The organism is Aquabacterium sp. (assembly GCF_004297345.1).
Taxonomy (GTDB): domain Bacteria; phylum Pseudomonadota; class Gammaproteobacteria; order Burkholderiales; family Burkholderiaceae_C; genus Aquabacterium.
The window spans coordinates 1-4,055 of the sequence record NZ_SCTN01000152.1 but is presented as its reverse complement, the minus strand read 5'-3'; the positions used below and the strand labels follow the sequence as shown (position 1 = coordinate 4,055).

At 59.0% G+C, this 4,055-nt stretch carries 3 protein-coding genes; all 3 read left to right on the top strand.

Features of this window, described 5'->3' with window-relative positions:
• Positions 1 to 194, top strand: a 194-nt coding sequence (locus tag EPO09_RS04995) for an ATP-dependent Clp protease proteolytic subunit (RefSeq protein ID WP_290640787.1), incomplete at its 5' end; no start/stop codon positions are given.
• Between the two features lie 149 nt (positions 195 to 343).
• A complete protein-coding gene (clpX, locus tag EPO09_RS04990) occupies positions 344 to 1,621 on the top strand; it encodes an ATP-dependent Clp protease ATP-binding subunit ClpX (protein WP_290640785.1) in 1,278 nt (425 codons plus the stop codon).
• Positions 1,622 to 1,743: 122 nt separating this feature from the next.
• Positions 1,744 to 4,055 (top strand): endopeptidase La (gene lon, locus EPO09_RS04985; protein ID WP_290640783.1); only part of this gene is annotated, 2,312 nt, incomplete at its 3' end.

Below are 4,055 nucleotides of genomic sequence, written 5' to 3'. Positions count from 1 at the left end.
GGCAGGCCACGGACATCGAAATCCACGCCCGCGAGATCCTCAAGACCCGCGAGCAACTCAACCGTATCCTGGCCGAGCGTTCCGGTCAGCCTCTGGAAAAAATCCAGAACGATACCGAACGCGACTACTACATGTCGGCCGATGAGGCCGCCACTTACGGACTCATCGACAAGGTGCTGGACAAGCGACAGTGATCTGACAGGCGAGCCCCGCTGGTCCCCGGATTGACCCCAAAGTGGCAAAAAAGCCGCGCCAAGATGGGGCAGTTCTACGGGATTGACGCGGGAGCATTTGTCTTATCATGTCCTCAACCACCTTGCCGACTCTTTGACAGGCCTGCACCATGCCCGAGAAAAAAGGCTCTTCCAGCGAAAAAATCTTGTACTGCTCCTTCTGCGGAAAGAGCCAGCACGAGGTCAAGAAGCTCATCGCCGGCCCGTCGGTCTTCATCTGCGACGAGTGCATCGAACTGTGCAACGACATCATCCGTGATGAGGTTGCCGCCGAGGCTGAACAGTCTCGCCCTGCGCGCAGTGATCTGCCCACGCCCGGTGAAATCAAGGCCAGCCTGGACCAGTATGTGATCGGCCAGGACACGGCCAAGCGCACGCTGTCTGTGGCGGTCTACAACCACTACAAGCGGCTCAAGCACATGGGTACGGGCGAGAACAAGAAGCCCGATATCGAACTGGCCAAGAGCAATATCCTGCTGATCGGGCCTACTGGCTCCGGCAAGACGCTGCTGGCCCAGACGCTCGCCCGCCTGCTGAACGTGCCTTTCGTGATCGCCGACGCCACCACGCTGACCGAAGCCGGTTATGTGGGCGAAGACGTCGAAAACATCATCCAGAAGCTGCTGCAGAACTGCAACTACGAGGTCGAGAAGGCCCAGCGTGGCATCGTCTACATCGACGAAATCGACAAGATCTCGCGCAAGTCTGACAACCCCTCCATCACGCGTGACGTGTCGGGTGAGGGCGTGCAGCAGGCTTTGCTGAAGCTGATCGAAGGCACGATGGCTTCGGTGCCGCCACAAGGTGGCCGCAAGCACCCCAATCAGGACTTCCTGCAGATCGACACGACCAACATCCTGTTCATCTGTGGCGGCGCTTTCGATGGCCTGGAAAAGGTCATCCAGAACCGCTCGGTGAAATCCGGCATCGGTTTTGGCGCTTCCGTGCAGAGCAAGGAAGAAAAGAAACTCTCCGAAGTCTTCCGCGAGGTCGAGCCCGAGGATCTGATCAAGTTCGGCATCATCCCCGAGCTGGTTGGCCGTTTGCCCGTTGTGGCCACATTGGGCGAATTGACCGAGGATGCGCTGGTGCGTATCCTGACCGAACCCAAGAACGCGCTTCTCAAGCAATACCAGCAACTGCTGAGCATGGATGGCGTTGAGTTGGAAATCCGTCCGCAGGCCCTGTCTGCCATCGCCCGCAAGGCCTTGGCTCGCAAGACCGGCGCACGTGGTCTGCGCTCCATCCTTGAACAGTCCTTGCTAGACACGATGTTCGAATTGCCTACCCAGGAAGGAGTGCAAAAGGTGGTCCTGGATGAGTCCACCATCGAAGAGAACGCCAAGCCCTTGTTGGTGTATCGGGAACAGGCTAAGGCCAGTGCCTGAGCGAACTCTTGAAGTTCAGCTCTGACGGGCACCGCTGAAGACCCTGTGATCCAAGGTTTTCACGGTGCCCTTGTGTTTTATCGCTGAAGCCCCATGTGGGTATCAGAGAAAGTGAGCCCAATATGTCTGGACACCCCATCCTTCCCTCCGATCCCATCACGCTGCCGCTGCTGCCGCTGCGCGATGTCGTGGTCTTTCCGCACATGGTGATCCCGTTGTTCGTGGGTCGCCCCAAGTCCATCAAGGCGCTCGAAGCCGCGATGGAAGCTGGCCGGCAAATCATGCTGGTAGCCCAGAAGGCTGCCGGCAAGGACGAGCCCAAAGCGGAAGACATGTTCGACATCGGTTGCGTCTCCAGCATCCTGCAGATGTTGAAGCTGCCCGACGGTACCGTGAAGGTGCTGGTTGAAGGCGTTCAACGTGCCAATACGTCGGCCATCCACGACGAAAACGAGTACTTCACCGCTGATGTGGTGCCGGTTCAACCCGAAGGCAATATCACGCCCGAAGTTGAAGCGCTGCGCCGCGCGGTGACGCAACAGTTTGACCAGTACGTCAAGCTCAACAAGAAGATCCCGCCTGAAATCCTCACGTCGATCTCCGGTATCGATGACGCTGGCCGTCTGGCTGACACCATCGCCGCGCATCTGCCGCTGAAGCTGGAAGCCAAGCAGTCTGTGCTGGATCTGTTCTCGGTGTCCGGCCGCCTGGAAAAGCTGCTGGAACAACTCGAGCATGAAGTCGACATCCTGCAGGTTGAAAAGCGCATCCGTGGTCGCGTCAAGCGCCAGATGGAGAAGTCGCAGCGCGAGTACTACCTGAACGAACAGGTCAAGGCCATCCAGAAAGAACTGGGTGAAGGCGAAGAGGGCGCAGACCTCGAAGAAATCGCCAAGAAGATCGAAGCCGCTCGCATGCCCAAAGAGGCACGCAAGAAGGTCGATGCCGAGTTCAAGAAGCTCAAGTTGATGTCGCCCATGTCGGCAGAAGCCACCGTGGTGCGCAACTACATCGATACGCTGGTTGGCCTGCCCTGGAGCAAGAAGTCCAAGGTCAAACATGACCTGACTCTGGCCGAGACCGTGCTGAACGAAGAGCACTATGGTCTGGACAAGGTCAAGGAACGCATCCTTGAGTATCTTGCTGTGCAACAACGCGTGGACAAGGTCAAGGCGCCCATCCTGTGCCTGGTTGGCCCTCCCGGCGTCGGCAAGACCTCGCTGGGTCAGTCGATCGCCCGTGCGACCGGCCGCAAGTTCGTGCGCATGGCCCTGGGCGGCGTGCGTGACGAAGCCGAGATCCGTGGCCACCGCCGTACCTACATCGGCTCGATGCCGGGCAAGGTGCTGCAGAGCCTGGGCAAGGTCGGTGTGCGCAACCCGCTGTTCCTGCTTGACGAGATCGACAAGTTGGGCATGGACTTCCGTGGCGATCCTTCATCGGCGCTGCTGGAAGTGCTCGACCCTGAGCAGAACCACACCTTCGGCGATCACTACATCGAAGTCGACTTCGATCTGTCGGATGTGATGTTCGTGGCGACCTCGAACTCGCTGAACATTCCGCCAGCCCTGCTGGACCGGATGGAAGTGATTCGCCTGGCCGGCTACACCGAAGACGAGAAGGTGCACATCGTTCAAACGTATCTGCTGCCCAAGCAGATCAAGAACAACGGTGTGAAGGACGGCGAGCTGGAAGTCGCTGAAAGCGCCATCCGCGGCATCATCCGCTACTACACCCGTGAAGCCGGTGTGCGCTCGCTGGAACGCGAAGTCTCCAAGATTTGCCGCAAGGTGATCAAGGGCTTTGCACTCAAGCAGTACACCGAGAAGGTGGTCGTCACTGACGAGAACCTCAATGACTTCCTGGGCGTGCGCAAGTACAGCTACGGCGAAGCCACGAAGGACAACCAGGTCGGTCAGGTCGTTGGTCTGGCATGGACGGAAGTGGGCGGCGATCTGCTGACCATCGAAGCCGCGATCATGCCTGGCAAGGGCAACATCATCCGCACCGGGCAACTGGGCGATGTGATGAAGGAGTCCGTCGAGGCAGCTCGTTCGGTGGTGCGTTCACGCGCTCGCCGCCTGGGCATCACCGACGATCTGTTCGAGAAGCGCGATATCCACATCCACGTGCCTGATGGCGCCACACCGAAGGACGGCCCGTCCGCTGGTGCCGCCATGACCACGGCTTTTGTGTCGGCGCTCACGGGTATCCCGGTGCGTGCTGACGTGGCCATGACGGGTGAAATCACCCTGCGTGGTGAAGTCACGGCGATTGGTGGCTTAAAAGAGAAGCTGCTGGCTGCACACCGTGGTGGCATCAAGACCGTGCTGATCCCTGAAGAGAACGTGAAGGACCTGGCTGAGATCCCCGAGAACGTGAAGAGCCAGATCGAGATCGTGCCCGTGAAGTGGATCGACAAGGTGCTGGAAGT

Excerpts from the sequence above, each read along its gene's own strand:
- clpX (WP_290640785.1), top strand. The coding sequence starts at position 344 with ATGCCCGAGAAAAAAGGCTCTTCCAGCGAAAAAATCTTGTACTGCTCC.